Annotated in this window: 11 protein-coding genes; all 11 read left to right on the top strand. The window is 34.0% G+C overall.

Translation table 11 applies throughout. The annotated features are described in order from the left end of the window. Positions 1–13: 13 nt before the first annotated feature. The 11 genes from ACFPTQ_RS00885 (at position 14) to infB (ending at position 21,302) form a co-directional block, all read left to right on the top strand. Positions 14–2,266: a S9 family peptidase gene (locus tag ACFPTQ_RS00885; RefSeq protein ID WP_379772700.1), complete on the top strand. Its 2,253-nt coding sequence runs from the start codon at positions 14–16 to the stop codon at positions 2,264–2,266. A 145-nt stretch (positions 2,267–2,411) separates the two neighbouring features. Continuing rightward, a complete protein-coding gene (locus ACFPTQ_RS00880) occupies positions 2,412–5,465 on the top strand; it encodes a beta-L-arabinofuranosidase domain-containing protein (protein WP_379772697.1) in 3,054 nt (1,017 codons plus the stop codon). A gap of 40 nt (positions 5,466–5,505) precedes the next feature. Further along, a complete protein-coding gene (locus ACFPTQ_RS00875) occupies positions 5,506–7,197 on the top strand; it encodes a DUF885 family protein (RefSeq protein ID WP_379772694.1) in 1,692 nt (563 codons plus the stop codon). A 19-nt stretch (positions 7,198–7,216) separates the two neighbouring features. Then, positions 7,217–9,904 carry a DUF5695 domain-containing protein gene (locus tag ACFPTQ_RS00870; protein ID WP_379772692.1) on the top strand — a complete coding sequence of 896 codons (2,688 nt, stop codon included), beginning with the start codon at positions 7,217–7,219 and terminating at the stop codon, positions 9,902–9,904. Positions 9,905–9,910: 6 nt separating this feature from the next. Beyond that, positions 9,911–12,013 (top strand): beta-galactosidase, encoded by a 2,103-nt coding sequence (locus ACFPTQ_RS00865; protein ID WP_379772689.1) that lies wholly within the window; start codon positions 9,911–9,913, stop codon positions 12,011–12,013. Next, positions 11,949–14,186, top strand: coding sequence for a family 43 glycosylhydrolase (locus tag ACFPTQ_RS00860; RefSeq protein WP_379772686.1), 2,238 nt, complete (start codon positions 11,949–11,951; stop codon positions 14,184–14,186). The genes ACFPTQ_RS00865 and ACFPTQ_RS00860 overlap by 65 nt, the downstream gene beginning before the upstream one ends. Before the next feature lie 35 nt (positions 14,187–14,221). After that, positions 14,222–15,205 (top strand): ornithine cyclodeaminase family protein, encoded by a 984-nt coding sequence (locus ACFPTQ_RS00855; RefSeq protein WP_379772684.1) that lies wholly within the window; start codon positions 14,222–14,224, stop codon positions 15,203–15,205. 26 nt (positions 15,206–15,231) lie between these two features. Further along, a complete protein-coding gene (locus ACFPTQ_RS00850; RefSeq protein WP_379772681.1) occupies positions 15,232–16,452 on the top strand; it encodes a M24 family metallopeptidase in 1,221 nt (406 codons plus the stop codon). Positions 16,453–16,621: 169 nt separating this feature from the next. Continuing rightward, positions 16,622–17,086 (top strand): ribosome assembly cofactor RimP, encoded by a 465-nt coding sequence (gene rimP / locus ACFPTQ_RS00845; protein ID WP_278034775.1) that lies wholly within the window; start codon positions 16,622–16,624, stop codon positions 17,084–17,086. A gap of 14 nt (positions 17,087–17,100) precedes the next feature. Next, positions 17,101–18,354: a transcription termination factor NusA gene (gene nusA / locus ACFPTQ_RS00840; protein WP_379772678.1), complete on the top strand. Its 1,254-nt coding sequence runs from the start codon at positions 17,101–17,103 to the stop codon at positions 18,352–18,354. 50 nt (positions 18,355–18,404) lie between these two features. Next, on the top strand, positions 18,405–21,302 hold the full coding sequence (gene infB, locus ACFPTQ_RS00835; protein WP_379772676.1) for a translation initiation factor IF-2: 2,898 nt from the start codon (positions 18,405–18,407) through the stop codon (positions 21,300–21,302). Positions 21,303–21,399: the final 97 nt, after the last annotated feature.

Genomic DNA, 21,399 nt, shown 5'->3' with positions numbered 1-21,399 from the left:
TTATTTTTATAATATGATAAAAGCAAAAAAAAATATAAGTCTCCTTTTGGTAGTTTTAAGTCGTATAGTGAGTTATTCTCAAGGCACTTTAAAAGAATATCAAAAAGCAAATGCAGTTGATTCTTTATTTAAGAATAAAGTTTTCAATACTCCTAAAGAATTTTATTGGGTTAACAGTACCAATTTTTGGTACATAAATAACACAAAAAATGGAACCGAATTTTTGCGTGTTGATGCCAAAGAAAAACAACAAATTCCGGCATTTAATCAAGAAAACTTAGCGGCTTCACTTTCTAAAGTTTTAGAAAAGAAGATCAATCCAAACCAACTCCCGATTGATAATTTAGAGTTTAGTAAAGATTTCTCAAATTTAGTTTTTACAACAGACAGTCTTAAAATTTCTTGTGATTTAAAAAGTTATCAATTAACTAAAATACAAGGAGGTTATAAAAAAAATCAAAAAAGAAATACCTATTGGGGTGAGCGTTTCGATGAACAATTAAAAAAAGAAGTTAAATCTCCTGATTTGCTCCATATTGCATTTATTAAAAACTACAATTTATATATAAAAAATGTCAAAACCCAAGAGGAAACACAGTTGAGTTATGATGGATCCAAAGGTTTTTATTATACTTCATTTTTAGAATGGTCTCCAGACAGTAAAAAAATTATGGCTTATAAAGTAAGACCAGGAGAAGAGCATAAGATTTATTTTGTAGAATCCAGTCCTAAAGATCAGTTTCAGCCTAAGTTACAGGAGAGAGATTATTTAAAACCAGGCGACCAATTAGCTTTTAGAAGTCCACAATTATTTGATATAACATCAAAAAAACATATTTCTATTTCTACTGATTTGTTTCAAGAACAATATAGTGTTTCTGATTTTGATTGGAAAGATGATAGTAGCGCTTTTACTTTTGAGTTCAATCAACGAGGACATCAGGTGTATCGAGTTTTAGAAGTCAATGCAACAGATGGAAAAGTAAAAACGATTGTTGATGAGACGAGTCCAACTTTTATAGACTACAGTGGAAAAAAATACCGTTATAATTTAAGAAAAGCGAATCAAATAATTTGGGCTTCAGAACGTGATGGATGGAGACATTTGTACTTAATTGATGCCAATACAGGAAAAATCAAAAACCAAATTACAAAAGGCAACTGGCCAGTAAGAGGGGTAATTAAGGTTGATGAAGAAAACAAGCAAATTTATTTCACAGCAAGTGGTTTAGATGTAAATCAAGACCCCTATTTGGTACATTATTGCCGTATTGATTTTGATGGTAAAAACTTTAAACGCTTAACTACTGAAGATGGAAATCACAAAGTAAGTTTTTCTTCAGATTATCAGTTTTATGTGGATCAATATTCAAGTGTGGATAAAGCTCCAATTGCTTTGTTAAAAAGTGTTGCTGATCCAAAATTAGTAATGAAATTACAAGAAGCTGATATTACAGATTTGTTAAAAACAGGCTGGAGAGCTCCAGAAGTTTTTAGTGCCAAAGGAAGAGATGGGAAAACAGATATTTGGGGAATTATTGTTCGTCCTACTACTTTCGACCCTAATCGTTCTTATCCGATTATAGAATATATTTATGCAGGTCCTCATGATTCTTTTGTACCAAAGAATTTTCAACCGTATTATTGGTCAATGACAGCTTTAGCCGAATTAGGCTTTATTGTGGTACAAATTGATGGAATGGGAACTTCTAATCGTTCCAAAGCATTTCATGATGTTTGTTGGAAAAACCTAAAAGATGCTGGATTTCCGGATAGAAAACTTTGGATGAAAGCTGCTGCAGCTAAATATCCGTATATGAATATTGAAAAAGTAGGGATTCACGGCACTTCAGCGGGAGGACAAAATGCTGGTGCTGCTTTAGTTTTTAATTCTGATTTTTATGATGTAGCTGTGTCTTCCTGCGGTTGTCATGATAATCGAATGGATAAGATGTGGTGGAATGAACAATGGATGGGATATCCTATAGGACCTGAATACGAAGCCTGTTCAAATGTGGCCAATGCAGCTCAAATGCAAGGGAATTTAATGTTGATATTAGGGGAATTAGATGATAATGTGGATCCCGCATCTACGATGCAGTTTGTTAATGCTCTAATCAAAGCCAATAAAAATTTTGAACTAGTAACCATTCCAGGAATGGGACATTCTTCAGGTGGAGATTATGGCGAACGTAAACGTAGGGATTATTTTGTACAGCATTTACTAGGTGTAACTCCTCCAAAATGGGAACAAGTCTATAAATAGATTTATTTTTAAGAGTAAAGGGAAAAGGTTGGAAACCTGATATTACTTGATAAAATTTAATATTAATAATAAATTGAAATTTAGATAAAACTGAAATTAAGATTTATGTCAATTATTTTACAAAAAAAACAAATACTAATTATTTATGAAAAAGTATAATTCATTTATTTATATAATATTGGGTTTCCTGCTATTAGGTTCAACGAATTTGTTAGCACAAAATGGGGATCAAATCTTGGATGGAATAGGTGAAACAGATTTGATTGCACGCTATATTTTTGATGGAGATATTAAAGATTGGTCTCGAAATAATTGGCATGCAAAGTTTCAAGGTTCTGGAGCTAAATTTGAAAAAGATGAACAATTTGGTACTGTATTGTCTTTTCCTGAAAATAGTAAAACTTTTATTTCACTACCTAGTGAAGCTTTAAATGGAGAAGAATCCATTAGTATATCCGCTTGGGTTTATTTACGTTCTGCGCAACTGGGACAACGAATTTTTGATTTTGGAAAAAGTCCTAAGGCTCATTTTTTTGCAGCTCTAACAGGAACTATTGAAGAAAAAGGGCTTCAAGCACATATTGTTACAGAGTCTGAAAGCAATTACAATTCTAAAATATCCGTTTTGGAATCAGGAAAATGGAATCATATTGGGATCGTTGTTAATATCTCTGCTAAAACGATGAGTCTTTTTGTTAACGGTGTTATTGTTGCCGAAACTAAGAATTTGGCTTTGGAATTAGGACAATTGATTGGAAATAATTCAAAAAATAAGCTTTACATCGGGGGAGCTATATTGGGTGATAATTCTTATTTAAACGCAAAATTGCACGATTTTAGAATCTACAGAACTCCTTTGAGTGAGAAACAAATTAAAACGATTTATAACAAAGCTTTAGGAAAAGAAGATGCAGTTGTCAATGAAGATAAAAGTTTGGTAGATGATTTAGAAGTTTTTCCTGAAACTAATCCTCAACTTTATAATCAATACTTAACGAGTGTTTCAGATATTGAAGTTCAAACTACAGTGGGTATTCTCCCAAGAATACCAAGTTTTGTAAAGGGTACTTTTCGTGATGGTATTATTGGTCCAGACGTTCGTGTTATATGGCCATCACCAACCGATAATAAGGATGTTCTTAAAGAGGGACAATTTACAGTAACTGGAAGAATTCCAGGTTCAAACATTCTACCAAGAGCAATTGTAACTGTAGTAAATGAAGATAAAGTTACTAAACCAAGTAAATTATTAGAAGTCTTTAATCTTAATGATGTTACTTTAAACAAAGATTTTCACGGTCATGATTCAAAGTTTATTGAGAACCGTAATAAATTTTTAACAACATTAGCTAGTACAAATCCTGATGATTTCCTTTATATGTTTCGTGACGCTTTTGGTCAAAAACAACCTGAAGGGGCAGAGCCACTAGGAGTATGGGACAGTCAAGAAACAAAATTACGTGGTCATGCTACAGGGCATTATCTTAGTGCGATTGCTCAGGCCTATGCAAGTACAGGATATGATAAAAAACTTCAGGCAAATTTTGCTGATAAAATGGAATACATGGTTAATACTTTGTATCAATTAGCCCAAATGTCTGGCAATCCAAAATCAACAGGAGGTTCTTATGTTTCAGATGCTACTGCCGTGCCTCCAGCTGAAGGAAAAACAAATTATGATTCTGATTTAAGTGAAGAAGGAATTCGCACGGATTATTGGAATTGGGGAAAAGGATTTATTAGTGCTTATCCGCCTGACCAATTTATTATGTTAGAAAAAGGAGCTAATTATGGTGGTCAAAAAACACAAATTTGGGCACCCTATTATACGTTACATAAAATTCTAGCTGGTTTAATTGATGTTTACGAAATAAGTGGTAATACAAAAGCACTTGAAACAGCAAAAGGTATGTCTGATTGGGTACATGCTCGTTTAAGCAAGTTGCCACAAGAAACGCTTATCAGTATGTGGAATCGATATATTGCCGGCGAGTTTGGTGGTATGAATGAAGTTTTGGCTCGATTGTATCGAATTACAAATAACCAGAAATACATTCAATTAGCTCAATCATTCGATAATGTTAAGTTATTTTACGGTGATGCATCTCATTCAACAGGCTTAGCCAAAAATGTAGATAATTTCAGAGGATTACATGCCAATCAACATATACCTCAAATTGTAGGGGCTCTTGAAATGTATCGCAATGTAGAGAATCCTGAATATTATCATATTGCTGACAATTTTTGGCACAAAGTTACTAGTGATTATATGTATAGTATAGGAGGTGTTGCCGGAGCGCGTAATCCTGCTAATGCGGAATGTTTTACATCACAACCAGCAACAATTTACACAAACGGTTTGTCATCTGTTGGACAAAATGAGACTTGTGCAACTTATAATATGCTTAAATTAAGTAGTGGCTTGTTTTTATTTAATCAAGAAACAGCTTTGATGGATTATTATGAACGTGGTTTATACAATCACATTCTTGCATCTGTTGCTGAAGATACTCCAGCTAATACCTACCATGTGTCGTTGCGACCTGGTGTTGCAAAACAATTTAGTAATGAAGATATGAAAGGCTTCACCTGTTGTAATGGGACAGCTCTAGAAAGTAGCACGAAATTGCAAAATTCCATTTATTTTAAAAGCACAGATAACAATGCATTGTACGTCAATCTTTATGTGCCTTCAACATTAAATTGGACAGAGAAAAAAATTAAAGTGGAGCAAACTACCTCTTTTCCGAATGAAGATCACACACTATTGACTATTAAAGGCAATGGAAAATTTGATCTCAAATTACGTGTACCACATTGGGCAACCAAGGGCTTTTATGTAAAAATTAATGGAAAATCAGAAAAAGTAAATGCACAACCCGGAAGCTATCTTACTCTAAGTCGTAAATGGAAAAACGGTGACACAATTGAATTGCGTATGCCTTTTCAATTTCGTTTAGAATCAGTAGTGGATCAGCAAAATATAGCAAGTTTGTTTTATGGTCCAATTTTATTAGCAGCCCAAGAACCTGAACCTTTAACAAATTGGCGTAAAGTAACTTTAGATGCTAAAGATATAAGCCAAACAATAAAAGGAAATCCTGAAAAAATGGAATTTGTCATTGATGGTGTTGTTTTTAAACCATTTTATCAAACATATGGTCGTCATTCAGTGTATCTGGATGTAACTTTAAAATAGTGTTGCGATTAAAGCTGTTTATAATCCTTAACTCTCAGGTATGAAAAAATCAATTATAACTTTTATTTTATTTTTATTTATGTTAACTCCCACCTTTTCTAGCGAGCTTATAGATGTTGTGAATACCTATCAGGCAGATAAAACCGCTTTGCAAAATTTTTATTCCAATAATGAATCCGAGGAATACTACTTGCGTTTTTCAAAGTTTTATGAAGGATGGAAATTGAAAATAAAGGAAATTGATTTTAACAGTCTTTCTCAGCAAGGAAAAGTAGATTATTTGTTGTTGAAAAATGTTATCAATAAAGATGATTATTTTTTGCAAATAGAATACAAATCTTTTAAAGAAATTGCTTCTGTAATTGATTTTACCGTTGATATTAATGTTTTTATAAAAGAAAGAAGGAGAGGGAAAAAACCAGTTGCTAGTGTCTTGGCCAAACAGTTTGCTGTTGCCGAGGTTAGAATTGACGAGCAACTAGAATTACTTAAAAATAAACCTTTCAAAGATTGGTTGGCTGCCGAGAAAGCAGCAAAAGCGGTGCATTCATTTAAAAGAGCGTTGAAAGAAGCTTATGAGTTTTATTATAGCTATGATCCTGATTTTACTTGGTGGATGGAAAAACCATACCAAAAGTTATCGGCTAAGTTAAATGATTATGCAGCATTTTTGAAAACAAATTATTCTAAAACTAGCATCAAAGATGATGGAAGTGGTATAATTGGAAAACCACTAGGAAGAGAAGCGGTACTGAATAGTTTTGCTTTTGAATACATTCCGTATACTCCAGAAGAAATGATTTCTGCAGCTCAAAATCAATTTGAATGGTGTAAAAAAGAAATGATTAAAGCTTCAACAGAATTGGGTTATGGTAACGATTGGAAAGCTGCTTTAGAACATGTAAAACAAACGTATGTCCCTGCTGGTGAACAACCGCAAGCCATTACCGATTTGTACAATCAATCCGTGCAATTTATTGAAGAAAGAGACTTAATCACTTTGCCAGATTTGACTAAAGAAACTTGGCAAATGATTATGATGACTCCTGAACGTCAAAAAATCAATCCTTTTTTTACAGGAGGTTGGGAAATTAGTATTTCTTATCCGACGGAGGATATGGAACAATCGGATAAATTAATGAGTATGCGAGGAAATAATCCTAATTTTTCTCGAGCGACCGTTCAACATGAATTATTACCAGGACACAATTTGCAGTTTTTTATGAATAGCCGTAATAAGCCCTATAGAACCTTGTTTGATACTCCTTTTTGGATGGAAGGATGGGCTTTGTATTGGGAAATTGAACTTTGGAACAAACAATTTCCGCAAACCCCGGAACAAAAATTAGGAATGTTGTTTTGGAGAATTCACCGTTGTGCCCGAATTATTTTTTCATTAAAATACCATCTGGGACAAATGACTCCGCAACAATGTATTGATTTGTTAGTAAATGAGGTGGGCCATGAATATGCCAATGCAGAAGCTGAGGTAAGACGCTCGTTTGCTAGTGGGGATGCACCTTTGTATCAAATGGCTTATATGACGGGAGGATTACAATTTTATGCCCTTAAGAATGAAATGATAACAAAAGGGTGGACTGAAAAACAATTTCACGATCGAGTATTAAAAGAAAATATGATGCCTGTAGAGTTGTTAAGATGCTTATTACAGGATTTACCATTACAAGAAAATTATAAAACCAATTGGAAATTCTCAACTGATTTTAAATAAAATTATTAAAATGAAAGTAATGAAGAGGAATATAAAAATTAATGTGTCGATTTTTTGCTTATTAGCAAATTTGTTTAGTATTCAAGCTCAAGAATATTGGAAAAATATTGAAAAGAAGGAACCTACTCTTGGTATTTCTGAAGTTTATCAAAAATTTGACACCCCAAGTTTTCAATTAAAATTAGTGAAGGCATCTCAAACAATTGCTTCTTTACGACCAATAAAAAATTTAAAATTCGACTTTACTCCAAGTGATCGTTTAGAAATTCGAGATAAAGACGGCTTATATCATTTAGGAGATATTAATTTGAGAATTAGAGAGAAAGAAGGTAATTGGGTAAGTTACTCAACAGCTACAAAACGTAAAGCAGTTACACCATTAGAAACAAAGTCCAATGTATTAGCTGCGGCAGATTTAACAAATACTTTACCAACTACTATTCCTGTCAATGTTAAACGCTATTATGAAATAGATAATAATGAATTAGTGTTGCGCTTTGAAATCACTAATAAGACGGCAAATAATATTGAAATAGGAGCATTAGGGATTCCTATGATTTTCAATAACATTTTAGAAGGAAAATCACTGAATGAGACCCATGCACAAAATGTGTTTTTTGATCCATATATCGGTATGGATGCTGGTTATTTAGAAGTGAAGCGATTAAGTGGAGAAGGACCAGCACTTTTAGTTTTACCAAAAGAAAATATGTCTTTTGAGGCTTATCGGCCACTATTGGATGATCCAACGCCAAGGAGTATTGTTTTTGAAGGATTCCATGAGTGGATGGTTTATAGTAAAGCTTATGCTGAAAATGAATGGAAAAAAGCCAACCAATGGAATGCCTCCACTTCATTAATTTTAAAACCAAATGAATCTAAAAGTTTTGCTTTAAAATTAGTTCTTTCGGATGCAATCGAATCAATTCAAAATACACTTGTAAATGAAGAGATTCCTGTAGCAACCAGCGTACCTGGTTATGTATTACCATTGGATGTTAAATCTCAATTGTTTTTAAATTACAAAAGCGATGTAAGTTCATTTGAAGTTGAACCAAAAGGGACTATCCAAATTAAAGAAGATGGTAAAACCGCAAAAGGATTAAAAAAATATGTAGTTCAAGGACTAAAATGGGGCCAAGCGAGGTTAACGATTAATTATAAAAACGGTGTAAAACAAACTATCAATTATAAGGTAATCAAACCAGAAACAGAAGTAATCAGAGATTTTGGGCGTTTTTTAACCACAGAACAATGGTTTGATGAACCTAATGATCCGTTTCACAGAAATCCATCTGTTATTAGTTACGATTATGAACTAAAAAAACAAGTTACTAAAGACAGTAGATCTTGGATTAGTGGTTTAAGTGATGAAGGTGGAGCTGGAGGCTGGTTGGCAGCTATAATGAAGCAGCTTATTCAACCGGATAAACAGGAAATTAAAAAACTAGAAAAATTTGTGGATAGTACGCTTTGGGGTGTTATTCAGTACAAAGAAGGGAAACATAAATACGGTGTCAAAAAAAGTGTTTTTTATTATGAACCTGACTCTTTGCCTAAAGGGACATACAGTGATGATATTAACTATAAATCCTGGACCGCTTGGAGCCATAAAGATGCTAATGATCCGGGAAGATCCTATAACTACCCGCACGTTGTTGCGGCCTATTGGACATTGTATCGTTTAGCTAGATATAATTCTGGATTGGTTGAAAATCATAATTGGGACTGGTATTTAAAACAAGCTTATTTTACAAGTATCGCTATGGTAGAACAAGCACCTTATTATGCCCAATTTGGACAAATGGAAGGTTCGGTATTTTTATATCTTTTAGAAGATTTGAAAGCAGAAAATTATACCGTAATGGCAACTGATTTAGAAGCTAGAATGAAACTAAGAGCGAATCATTGGGAAGCTTTAGAGTATCCATTTGGAAGTGAAATGCCTTGGGATTCTACAGGGCAGGAAGAAGTATATATGTGGTCAGATTATTTTGGGTATGATTATAAAGCCAATGTTACGCTTAATGCAATTAAGGCATATATGCCTACTATGCCGCACTGGGCTTATAATGGAAATGCTCGTAGGTATTGGGATTTCTTATATGGCGGAAAATTATCTCGTGTTGAAAGACAAATTCACCACTATGGATCTTCATTGAATGCAATTCCTGTACTTCATCAATATAGAAAAACGAATGATTTGTATTTGTTAAAAGTAGGTTACGGCGGACTTTTAGGAGGAATTTCTAATATTACACAAGATGGTTTTGGTTCAGCGGCTTTTCACTCTTATCCTACAGAGTTGAGAATAGATTATCTTTCTGGTGATTATGGTTCTGGTTTTTATGGGTATTCTGTAAATACATCAACTTACATTGCTAAGGATGACGATTTAGGGTGGTTGGTATTCGGAGGAAATAGTACTACTAAAGGAGATATTTTGGAGGTTAAATTAACAACGGCGGCTAAATCTAAAGTATATTTTGCTCCAAAAAAGTTATGGTTTACTTTGGATGCAGGTACTATTGATAAAGTAACGTATAATACTAAAACTGAACTTCTAGAAATTACCTTGAACGCTAAAGATGAATTTACCCCAAATGCTTATTTAAGGGTAAATCATGATATAAATCTATCTTATAACAAAGTAAGAGGTGCTTTTGAAATCCCATTACAGAAAAATAAAATTACTATTAAATTATAATATCGAATGAAAAACAAATTGGAACAAAACTCAGTAAAAACAATACTGTTAATAGTTTTAGGAATTTTTATAAGTATTAATTTAAATGCACAAAAATTCGATAAATATTTCCCAAAAAAGGATCTTACTACTGTAGGAGTATATTATTATCCTGAGCATTGGGATCCAAGCCAATGGGATCGAGACTTGAAAAAAATAGCCGAAATGGGTTTTGAGTTTACTCATTTTGCAGAATTTGCTTGGGCTGAATTAGAACCTCAAGAAGGCGTTTATGATTTCAAATGGTTAGATAAAGCAGTTGCCATTGCAGCAAAATACAATTTAAAAATTGTTATGTGTACTTCAACAGCGACACCTCCAGTGTGGCTCACACGTAAACATCCAGATATATTAGCTACTAATGAGGATGGAACTAAAACAGATCACGGTTCCAGACAACACGCATCATTTTCAAGTAATTACTATAGAAGTTATTCTTTAAAAATGATTGAACAATTGGCTAAAAAATATGGAAATAATAAAAATATCATTGGTTGGCAAGTCGATAATGAACCGGCTCGTTTTCTGGATTACGGAGCAGACGCGCAGCAACGTTTTCGAGATTGGTTAAAAGCAAAATACAAAACTATTGAAGTTTTAAATAAAGCTTGGGGAAATAGCTTTTGGAGTGGAACATACAGTAGTTTTGACCAAATTAATATTCCGCTACATAGAGAATGGGGAATGAATCTGCATGCACAATTAGATCACTATCGATTTGCTGACGAGGAAACGGCTACTTTTCTCGATTCACAAGCAGTTACCATTCGTAAAAATATCACGAGAGACCAATGGATTACTTCTAATTACAGATCAAACTATAATGAAGGTTTCGTAGGGATGAGTAAAGAATTGGATTTTGACTGTTATACGCGTTATGTTGTTTATGGAGGAAATCTTGGAATAGGTAAAAACGGTTATCGTTTAGGTAATTATACTGATATAGCGATGTCTAATGATTTTTTTCGCCCTACAAAAGGCATGTATGGATGTATGGAATTACAACCTGGGCAGGTAAACTGGGGAAGCATTAATCCGCAACCATTACCTGGTGCTGTTAGGTTGTGGTTATGGCATGTATTTGCTGGTGGTAGCAAGTTTACATGTACATATCGTTATCGTGCTCCTTTGTATGGGTATGAACAATTTCATTATGGCATTGTAGGAACGGATGGTGTTACACCCACTCCCGGTGGTCAGGAATTTGCTCAGTTTATAAAAGAATTAGATGTCTTACGAAAAAAATATGATGCTAAAGCGGCATTACCTGATTATTATTTAAAACGCAAAACAGGAATTTTATTCAACGCCGATAATGTGATGGGCATTGAATTGAATAAGCAAACCAGAGAATGGAGCACACTAGGACATTTTATGAAATATTACAAAGCGGCTAAATCTTTTGGAGCTCCAGTTGATTTTGTTCGTGATACGACTAATTTCGCTAACTATCCTGTTTTAGTTGTTCCTGCTTACCAAATGATTGATCAAAAAATGATTGATAAACTTACTTTGTATGCTCAAAATGGTGGAAATTTAGTCTTGAGTTGTCGCTCTGGAATTCAAAACAAACTAGGACAGTTATGGGAAACTAAATTTTATGAGCCAATGTGGAATTTAATTGGTTCTCAAATAGAATCTTATGATTTATTAATGCCACAATCTCCGGGAACAATTAAGTTTAATAATCAGGAATTTGCTTGGACAAGTTGGGGTGATTTGTTAAAGCCTAATCCTGGAACGGAAGTTTTGGGGACATTTCAGGGCGATTTTTACGCTGGAACACCAGCTGTTATTTCTCGTAAACTAGGCAAAGGGACTGTTACATATATAGGATTAGATTCAAAAAGTGGAGATCTAGAAAAACAAGTTTTGACCAAATTATACCAACAACAAAATATTGCTATCGAAAATTATCCCGATGGAGTTTTGGTAGAATATCGTGATGGATTTGGTATAGCTGTCAATTATTCAGATAAAGTGTATACTATGAATTTGCCATCTAATGCTGAAATTATTATTGGTTCTAAAGAAATCAAAACTGCAGGTGTTTTGGTTTGGAAATACTAAGGAGTTTAAAATTAATTTATACTATTCTATTTTGAACAATAAATTATTACACAGTTTTATCATACTTTTTTTTTCAGCAACTCTTTTTGCACAAAAAGATAGTGCTGTCAATACTCCAGGCGCTAAAAACCCTATTTTACCGGGCTGGTTTGCTGATCCTACTATTAAAAAGTTTGGTGATATGTATTATATTTATGCAACAACCGATAATGAAATGTTAGCTTCGGGTGCACCAACGGTTTGGTATAGTAGAGATTTTCAAAATTGGTACAATTACACGATGGAAATTCCAGCTTTTTCAGCTCAATCGATTACTAATTTTTGGGCTCCTGATATCGTAGAAGGAAAAGATGGGAAGTATTATTTATATTTTGGTAATTGTGAAATGGGCTGTAATATTTATGGATATGTTTCGGAAACACCAGTTGGTCCTTGGACTAAGTTGAGTGATAAAGATGTTCCTGTAATTTCAAATGGATACCCAAGAGAAGGATTTCCCTCGCTCGATGCTCAGTTTTTTACAGATACTGATGGGAAAGTATATGGTTATTGGGGAACTTGGGTACATTATAATGGAGGTTATGCTGTAGGAGAACTAAATACTGGAACGATGAAAGAGATGGTGAATTCGAAAAATATACCTTTAGCACAAACTCCAGGTCCTTTTGAAGCGGCTTATATGATGAAAAAAGGCGATAAATATATCTTGATGTATTCTGGAGCTTCTTGTCATGACGAAACCTATAATGTTCGTTATTCTTACTCAAACTCTCCTTATGGTCCTTTTACACCTGGAAAAAACAATCCTATTTTGAGTACAAATGCTGATCAAACCGTTCACGGACCAGGGCATCATTCTATTTTAAAAGAGAAGGATGATTATTATATTGTGTATCACAAACACGATTATCCTATGACAAGAGGGGGGCTTGCAAGACAAGTTTGTATTGATAAAATGATTTTCGAAAATGATTCTACGATAAAAACCGTTGTGCCAACAATTAAAGGCATTGATGATTTTGTTAGATCAGATGTCCCTGAAAATATTGCTTTCAAGGCGAAAACTATAGCATCTTCTTATCATTTGAAATCAACTCAATATGATTATGAGTATAAATCTTCGTACGCTACAGATGACAATAATGCGACCATGTGGAAAGCTGCTGATAACACTTCACCACAAGATTTAATTGTCGATTTAGGTTCGGTTAAACCAATAAAAAGGGTGATGACTCAATTTGAATTTGCAAGCTACTATTACCAATATAAATTGGAATATTCTGTAAATGGTAAAAAATGGTTTCTGTATGCCGATAAATCTAAAAATCAAACTTCTGGAAGCCCTATGATTGATGACAATAACGTTAAAGCACGTTATTTAAAATTGACTGTTTTAGGTACAGAAAAGATGGGATTGTATGCTGCTGTATGGAATATTAAAGTATATAGTTCTTTATTTGATATTCCCTTGCAGTTACACAATAAAAAATCAACTAAAAAAGCAGCACCATTTAGTACTAAAAAGCTATTAGTTGATATTGATCCCAATCAAATTTCTGAAAATGATTCCTTAGTCTCCATTCCTAACAGAGGGACTATTGGAGGAGTTTTTACAAAAAGCGGCGAAGTCTCTTTAGAAAATACGGATGGTATTAAGGCATTTAACTTTACAAAAGGAGCTTTAATTTTAGATAAGGATGTTCCGAAAACTTTAGCTTGGAATGGTTCATTTACTGTGGCAACTTGGGTGAAAAATCCTGAAATCAATAAAGAAGGTGAAATTTTGGCTTCATGGTGTGATAGACGTGAATTTTCTTTAGCAAATTCTTATAATGCTTTAGCTTACAATAGTGGTCATTATGGAGCAGTTGCGCATTTAGACGGTCATTTTGATATGCGCTATTCAAAATTACCCGAAGCAAACAAATGGCATTATATTGTTTTAACATTTGATGGTATTGTCGAAAAAATATATGTAGACGGTGTTTTAGATAATTCCCAAAATATGTTGTTATCATCAGCAATTGATAAGGCTAAAATTATCATTGGAGCTTCTGATATTGGGGAAAATTATTCTGGTTTTATGGCATCTTTTCAAATGTACGATTATGCCATTAGTCCTGAGGAAATAATAAAACTCATGAACAAAACTAAACCTAAAGGATTGCTTTAAGAATATTACTATATGATAAAATTTGAGAACAATAAATGAAAACAATTTGTCAAATATCCGATGATTTTATAGAGAAAAATTGCAATTTTAATGAATTGATAAAGGCACTTCAAGGTGGGTTTTCAAATGCAGATATTGTTGTTCCTATGCGCCATCATCATGATTTTTCTAACCCTGAAGAAGATAAAGATTCAACTTTGTTGTTGATGCCGGCATTTAATCCAGGAAAAGATTTAGGGGTAAAAATAGTTACTGTGAGTCCTAATAATGGAAAATATGATATGCCTGCTATTCAAGGAACGTATATTTATCTGGACGCCCACAAAGGAAATATTAAAGCTATTCTAGATGCAAAATCGCTAACGGCCAAGAGAACCGCGGCAACATCAGCATTAGCAAGTAGTTATCTTTCCAGACCTGATTCTAATTCAATGTTGATGATTGGAACGGGAGCTTTATCTATTAATTTAATCAAAGCACACGCAAGCGTAAGACCAATAAAACAGGTTTATATTTGGGGAAGAGATAAAATGAAAGCGCAACTTATTGTAGATGCACTTAAAGATTTTCCGTTTACTTGCACTGTTGTTGGAAAGATAGAAGATAAAATTTCTGAGGTTGATATTATTTCGTCGGCAACATTATCGCCTACGCCTTTGGTTTTTGGGAAATATTTAAAAGCAGGACAACATCTTGATTTAGTAGGTGCTTATAAAAAAGACACTAGAGAAGCTGATAATGAAGCTATTTTAAAATCATCTGTTTTTTTAGATACCTATCAAGGTGGACTTAAAGAAAGCGGAGATATTTTGATTCCATTGACTACTGGTATTATTACTAAAGAAAGCATTAAAGCCGATTTGTTTGAATTGTGTTCTAATGTTAAGAAAGGACGAACTTCAGATACAGAAATTACCTTTTTTAAATCTGTTGGTCATGCTTTAGAAGACTTAGTAGCGGCCTCTTATTTTTATCAATTATTTGATTCAAAAGAATCAAAAATTAAGGTTATTAATTAAAATTAGACAATATTAATTCAGGCAAAATGAATAAAATGACAATAGGAGTAGGTGGTTCAAATGCAGCTATTGAGTTAGAAAAAATTACAAATATGACTCAAAATGTTCAGCCTATCCAAATAGATGAATATTTGTTGAGAATACAAAAAGCAACACGTTTAATGAAAGAATATTCGGTGGATGTTTTGTATTTGAATGCAGGAACCAATTTGTATTATTTTACAGGCACACAATGGAATCCTTCGGAAAGAATGGTTGGGGCTTTGTTGTTTGATGATGGAACTTTAAAATACATTGTTCCAAAATTTGAAGAAGGAACTTTTAAAAAATATAGGCAAGTTGAAGCTCTTATTTACTGCTGGGAAGAACACGAGTCTCCTTATGAGTTAGTGGGTGAGTTGTTACAAGAAAAAAATAAAAGCAATGCCAATTTAGCAATTGACGAATCCGCCTCCTACTTTTTGGTGGATGGAATTGCAAAAGCTAATTCTTCTTGCAGTATTCAAACGGCTCAGCAAATAACGGCTGGCTGCAGAATGCAAAAATCAGCTAACGAAATTGCAATTATCCAGCAAGCAAAAGAGATTACAATGGTAGTGCAACGTGCAGCTGCTAAAATTTTGCGACCAGGAATTAGTGTGGATGAAGTAGTTGATTTTATCAATAAGGCCCATATAAAAGCAGGAATAGCATCGGGTTCTTATTTTTGTATTGTTTTATTCGCAGATGATACGCAATATCCGCATGGTGTGGCTGTTCCTCAAACTTTAAAAGAAAATGATGCTGTTATTGTCGATACAGGTTGTCGTTTAGAAGGCTATCTTTCGGATATTACGAGATCGTATGTTTATGGCATTCCTTCAGAGGAGTACAAAACCATTTGGGATTTGGAAAAAGCCGCACAATTAGCTGCTTTTCAAGCTGCAAAAATAGGTGCTACTTGTGGTTCAGTTGATGATGCTGCCAGAAAAACATTAGCAGAAGCAGGTTTAAGTGCAGATTATGCTTTGCCAGGATTGCCTCATCGTGTGGGGCATGGAACGGGATTAGATATTCACGAATATCCTTATTTAGTTAGAGGAAGTAAGATTCAACTTTTAGAAGGAATGGTGGTGAGTAATGAGCCAATGATTTGCATTCCTGGGAAATTTGGAATAAGACACGAAGATCATTTTTATATGACTAATGAGGGACCAAAATGGTTTACAGAACCGATGCAAAGTATCGAAAATCCTTTTGGCTATTAATACGGTTCGAATTGATTATACGTGATTTAGCTTTTGTGGTTAATAACAAGAAAAAACGCCACAAGGATCAATTATTTTTGGAATATAAAAATAAACACTATATTTGCACGGTTATTTATTAAAATCTAGGTAATGAGGGGACTAAATGTCCCCTCTTTTTATAAGAAATATGACATTTAAAGAAAAAGTAAATTCATTATTGCAGGAAGTTCTAGAGGAAAGACCTTCGCTTTTTTTGATTGACTTAACTATTACAGATGCGTTTAAAGTGATGATAACTTTGGACGATGATAATGGAGTGGTTTTGCAGGATTGCATCGATATTAGTCGTGCAATAGAAAGTAAGTTAGATAGAGAAGAGCAAGATTATTCTCTTGAAGTAGCTTCGGTAGGAATTGGTTCGCCATTGAAATTGACCCGTCAATATATCAAAAATATTGGTAGAACTTTGATTGTGACTACAAATACTGAAAAAATAGAAGCGGAATTAGTTGATGCTAATGAAGATTTCATAATTTTGTCTTGGAAAGCAAGAGAACCTAAAAAAGTAGGGAAAGGAAAAGAAACAGTACAGAAAGAACAACAAATACCTTATTCAGATATTAAAGAGGCAGTTGTTACAGTAACATTTTAATTTAAAGAATTCGCATGGAAAATTTAGCATTAATCGATTCATTTTCAGAGTTTAAAGATAATAAACTTATTGATCGTGTAACGCTTATGGCAATTTTAGAAGATGTATTTAGAAATGCATTGAAGAAAAAATACGGTTCAGATGAAAATTTTGACATCATTATCAATCCTGATAAAGGTGATATGGAAATTTGGAGAAGGAGAGTAATCGTTGCCGACGAAGATTTGGATTTCGAAAATGAAGAGATTACTTTAACAGAGGCTAGAAAAATTGAGGCAGATTTTGAGATTGGAGAAGAAGTTTCTGAAGAGGTTAAATTAATTGATCTAGGAAGAAGAGCTATCTTAGCATTGCGTCAAAATTTGATTTCAAAAATACATGAACACGATAATACAAATCTTTATAAACAATTTAAAGATTTAATTGGTGATATTTACACAGCCGAAGTGCACCATGTAAGACCAAGAGTAGTAATTTTGGTGGATGATGAAGGAAACGAAATTGTGTTACCAAAAGAAAAACAAATTCCATCCGACTTTTTCCGTAAAGGAGATAACGTTCGTGGAATTATTGAAAGCGTTGAATTAAAAGGAAACAAACCTCAAATTATTATGTCTAGAACTTCAGAGAAGTTCTTAGAAAAATTATTTGAACAAGAAATTCCAGAAGTTTTCGACGGTTTAATTACAATTAAAAAAGTGGTAAGAATCCCAGGTGAAAAAGCAAAAGTAGCTGTAGATTCATATGATGATAGAATTGATCCAGTTGGAGCATGTGTGGGAATGAAAGGATCACGTATTCACGGAATTGTTCGTGAATTAGGGAATGAAAATATTGATGTTATTAATTATACTAATAATATTCAATTATTTATTACAAGAGCACTAAGCCCTGCAAAAGTATCTTCAATCAAAATTGATGAAGAAACAAAAAGAGCAGATGTGTTCTTGAAATTAGAAGAAGTTTCTAAAGCAATTGGTAGAGGAGGTCATAATATTAAATTAGCTGGTTTGTTAACTGGTTATGAGTTAGATGTTATTAGAGAAGGAGATGTTGCTGGAGCTACTGCAGATGAAGACGATGTTGAATTAACAGAGTTTTCAGATGAAATTGATGAGTGGATTATTGAAGAATTTGCAAAAATTGGATTAGACACTGCTAAAAGTATCTTGAAACATGATGTAGAGGATTTAGTAAGAAGAACAGATTTAGAAGAAGAAACAATTCTAGATGTTATGAAAATATTGAAAGAAGAGTTTGATAGCTAGACTAAAGCTTCTAATCAACACAACGGAATAGGTAATAATAAAAAGTTTATATGTCTGAAGAGAGAGTAATAAGAATAAACAAAGTTTTAAGGGAATTGAATATTTCTTTAGAAAGAGCTGTGGATTATCTTAAGGATAAAGGAATTGCGATTGAGTCAAATCCGAACACAAAAATTTCTAATGAAGTATACGATGTCTTGTGCGGTCAGTTTGCGGGTGACAGAGGGAAAAAAGAGGCTTCGAAAGAAGTAAGCGAAGAGAAGAGAAAAGAAAAAGAAGCTTTACGTATCGAGCGCGATAGAGAAGCTGAAGATAAACGTAAGCAAGAAGAAGAATTACAAAGACAACAACAGGAAGTTATTAAAGCAAGAGCTGTAATTTCAGGACCTGTTCAAGTGGGGAAAATTGATTTAAATCCATCTAAACCTACGCCTTCTCCAGTAGCTGAAGAAAAAGTAAGCGCTACTAAGCCTGAAGTTGCCGAAGAAAAACCGGCTGCTAAAATTAGCTCTCCAGAGAAATCGCCTTCAGACAAAAAAGAAGAAAAAATTGTAGCCGAAGTAAGTAAGTCAGTTGTTGAAAATACAACTCCTAAAACGGAAGTTAAAAAAGAAGATAAAACTACCGTTGTAGAACCTAAAGCTAAAGAAGTTGTGAAAACAGAAGAAGCTCCTGCAGAAGATGCAATCGCGACTCAATACCAAAAGCTTTCAGGAGCTAAATTAACGGGGCAAACTATTGATTTATCACAGTTTGATAAACCAAAAAAGAAAAAAGAAGATCCTAAAATTACGGCTAATAAACCGGGTGCTCCAGGAGCTCAAGGGGCTAATTCTAACAAAAGTAAACGTAAAAGAATTGCTCCTAAACCAGGTGCTGGTGCTCCAAATGCTTCGGCAACACCAAGAGTACCAGGTGCACCAAATCCAAATAAGATAACTCCAAATGCTGGTGGTTTTAATGCTAACAGAGATAATAAAGGAGCTAGATCTGGATTTGTAAAAGGAAATCGTCCTGCAATTGTGGCTAAGGTTGAGCCAACAGAAGAAGAAGTAAAAAACCAAATTAGAGAGACTTTAGAAAAACTTCAAGGTAAAAAAGGAGGAAAATCTAAAGCAGCTAAATACAGAAGAGACAAGAGAGATTCTCACCGTCAAAAATCAGATGATGAACAAAGAGCTTTAGATGAAGAAAGTAAAATTCTTAAAGTTACTGAGTTTGTTACTGTAGGTGAAATTGCCATAATGATGGATGTGCCAATTACTAAGGTAATCGGAACTTGTATGTCATTAGGTATCATGGTGACTATGAACCAACGTCTGGATGCAGAAACATTAACTATTGTTGCTGATGAGTTTGGTTACGATGTTGAATTTATCACAGTTGATATCGAAGAAGCGATTGAAGTTGTAGAAGATAAAGAAGAAGACTTAGTAAACAGAGCACCAATTGTAACGGTAATGGGTCACGTAGACCACGGTAAAACTTCTTTACTGGATTATATCCGTAAAGAAAATGTTATCGCTGGTGAGTCTGGAGGAATTACACAGCACATTGGAGCTTATGGGGTGAAATTGGAGAATGGTCAAAAAATCGCATTCTTAGATACACCGGGTCACGAAGCCTTTACGGCAATGCGTGCTCGTGGAGCGCAATTAACAGATATTGTTATTATCGTTATTGCTGCGGATGATGATATCATGCCACAAACTAAAGAGGCAATCTCTCACGCTCAGGCAGCTGGAGTTCCTATTATCTTTGCGATCAACAAAATTGATAAGCCAAACGCTAACCCAGATAAAATTAAAGAAAGATTAGCAGGGATGAACTTGCTTATCGAAGAATGGGGAGGGAAAATCCAATCGCACGATATCTCTGCGAAAACAGGTCTTGGAGTAAAAGATCTTTTAGAAAAAGTATTGTTAGAAGCTGAAATTTTAGATTTAAAATCGAATCCTAATAAACCAGCTCAAGGAGCAGTTGTGGAAGCTTTCCTTGATAAAGGTAAAGGATATGTTTCTACTATCATGGTGCAACATGGAACTTTAAGAATTGGTGATTACTTGTTAGCAGGTAAACACCATGGTAAAGTGAAAGCTATGCATGATGAGCGTGGTCACGTAATTACTGAGGCAGGACCTTCAACTCCAGTATCTATTTTAGGTTTGGATGGAGCTCCTACAGCAGGGGACAAGTTCAATGTGTTTGAAGACGAAAAAGAAGCAAAACAAATTGCTGCTAAACGTTCTCAATTAATGCGTGAGCAATCAGTTCGTACACAACGTCATATTACATTAGATGAGATTGGTCGTCGTATTGCATTAGGTCAGTTTAAAGAATTGAATGTAATCCTTAAAGGGGACGTGGATGGATCTGTAGAAGCATTATCTGATTCGTTCTCTAAATTATCGACTGAAGAAATTCAAATCAATATTATCCATAAAGGGGTTGGAGCAATTACTGAAACCGATGTTATGTTGGCTTCTGCTTCTGATGCAATTATTATCGGATTTAACGTTCGTCCAGCTGGAAATGCAAGACAATTGGCAGATAAAGAAGAAATCGATATCCGTTACTATTCTATTATCTACGCTGCAATTGACGATTTGAAAGATGCAATGGAAGGAATGCTTGCTCCGGAGATGAAAGAGGAAGTATTAGGAAATGCAGAAATCAGAGAGTTATTCAAAATTTCTAAAGTGGGTACAATTGCCGGATGTATGGTTACAGATGGTAAGATTACACGTCAAGCAAAAATCAGAATTATTCGTGATGGTGTAGTAATTCACGAAGGTGAATTAGTTGCCTTGAAACGTTTCAAAGACGATGTGAAAGAAGTAACTAAAGGTTACGACTGTGGTATCCAAATTAAAGGATTTAATGATATCGAAGAAAGAGATGTTATTGAAGCCTACCACGAAGTAGCAATCAAAAAGAAATTGAAATAATATTTCAAATATATTTTTATAAGAAAATCCCGATTACTCGGGATTTTTTGTATTTTAGGGTTTTGTTAGTTTTAAAAAGTCTTTGCGGGCACAGGCA

This window comes from Flavobacterium sp. GCM10022190 (assembly GCF_042656445.1).
Lineage (GTDB): Bacteria > Bacteroidota > Bacteroidia > Flavobacteriales > Flavobacteriaceae > Flavobacterium > Flavobacterium nitratireducens.
Note: the sequence above shows the minus strand (reverse complement) of the source record. Positions and strands in the feature narration are given on the sequence as shown.